This is a genomic window from Georgenia daeguensis (assembly GCF_039537705.1).
Classification (GTDB): Bacteria; Actinomycetota; Actinomycetes; order Actinomycetales; family Actinomycetaceae; genus Georgenia; species Georgenia daeguensis.
In genome coordinates this window covers 1-1,403 of sequence record NZ_BAABBA010000076.1, presented here as the reverse complement: position 1 = coordinate 1,403, position 1,403 = coordinate 1, and the positions used below count along the sequence as shown (strand labels likewise).

The window sequence follows — 1,403 nt, the reverse complement described above, 5'->3', positions numbered from 1 at the left end:
GGCTCTTCGCAGTTGACGGTGTAGCGGTGGTGGGCGCGTCGGTCGCCGGATAGGGGTCGAGGTCTTCCGATGATGGGAGTTCTGACGCTGCCCATCTGGAAGACCTCGACGTGCCCGACGCTACCTTCGCTCGCCCTGACCTGACCACGTTCGCCCGCCTCGACGAGCTCGGCCTTGAGGTCGTCGGGCAGCGGCTCGAGCCCGACCGGGCCGTGCTGGCCTGCCGCGTGGTCGAGCCCGACGGCTGGTGCCGCCGGTGCGGCTGTGAGGGCACCCCGCGGGACACAGTGGTCCGGCGGCTGGCGCACGAGCCGCTGGGGTGGCGGCCCACCACGCTGGAACTCACCGTCCGGCGTTACCGGTGCACCGGGTGCGGGCACGTGTGGCGCCAGGACACCACGAAGGCTGCGGAGCCGCGGGCGAAGCTCTCCCGTCGTGGGCTGCGCTGGGCGCTGGAGGGCATCGTGTGCCAGCACCTCACGGTCGCCCGGGTCGCCGAGGGTCTGGGCGTGTCGTGGAACACCGCCAACACCGCGGTGCTGGCCGAAGGGCGCCGGGTCCTGATCGAGGACCCGACCCGGTTCGAGGGCGTGAAGGTCATTGGTGTCGACGAGCACGTATGGCGCCACACCCGCGGCGGGGACAAGTACGTCACCGTGGTCATCGACCTCACGCCGATCCGTGAGGGCACCGGGCCCTCGCGGCTGCTGGACATGGTCGAGGGCCGCTCGAAGCAGGTCTTCAAGACCTGGCTGTCCGCACGCCCACAGGCCTGGCGGGACGCGGTGGAGGTCGTCGCGATGGACGGGTTCACCGGTTTCAAGACCGCCACCACCGAGGAGCTGCCCGAGGCGGTCGCGGTGATGGACCCCTTTCATGTCGTGAGGTTGGCCGGCGATGCGCTGGACCAGTGCCGCCGCCGGGTCCAGCAGGACACGCGCGGCCACCGTGGCCGTAAGGGCGACCCGCTGTACACCGCCCGCCGCACGCTGCACACCGGCGCCGACCTGCTCACCGACAAGCAGACCCAGCGCCTCGACGACCTCTTCACCGGCGACACCCACGTCGCCGTCGAGGCCACCTGGGCCGTCTACCAACGCATGATCGCCGCCTACCGGGAGCCCGACCGGGCCCGCGGCCGCCAGAAGATGCGCCAGGTCATCGACTCCGTCGCCTCCGGGGTCCCCGCAGCCCTGAGCGAGGTCCGCAAGCTCGGCCGGACCCTAGCCAGACGAGCCGAGGACGTCCTGGCCTACTTCGACCGGCCCGGCACGTCGAATGGCCCTACCGAGGCGATGAACGGCCGACTCGAGCACCTGCGCGGCTCCGCCCTCGGCTTCCGCAACCTCACCAACTACATCGCCCGATCACTCCTCGAGGCCGGCGGATTCAGACCCCGACTA

General features: G+C 71.1%; 1 protein-coding gene. It reads left to right on the top strand.

Annotation, left to right across the window (positions count from 1 at the left end; translation table 11 throughout):
* Positions 1–110: 110 nt before the first annotated feature.
* Positions 111–1,403 (top strand): ISL3 family transposase (locus ABD774_RS21470; protein ID WP_345045812.1); only part of this gene is annotated, 1,293 nt, incomplete at its 3' end.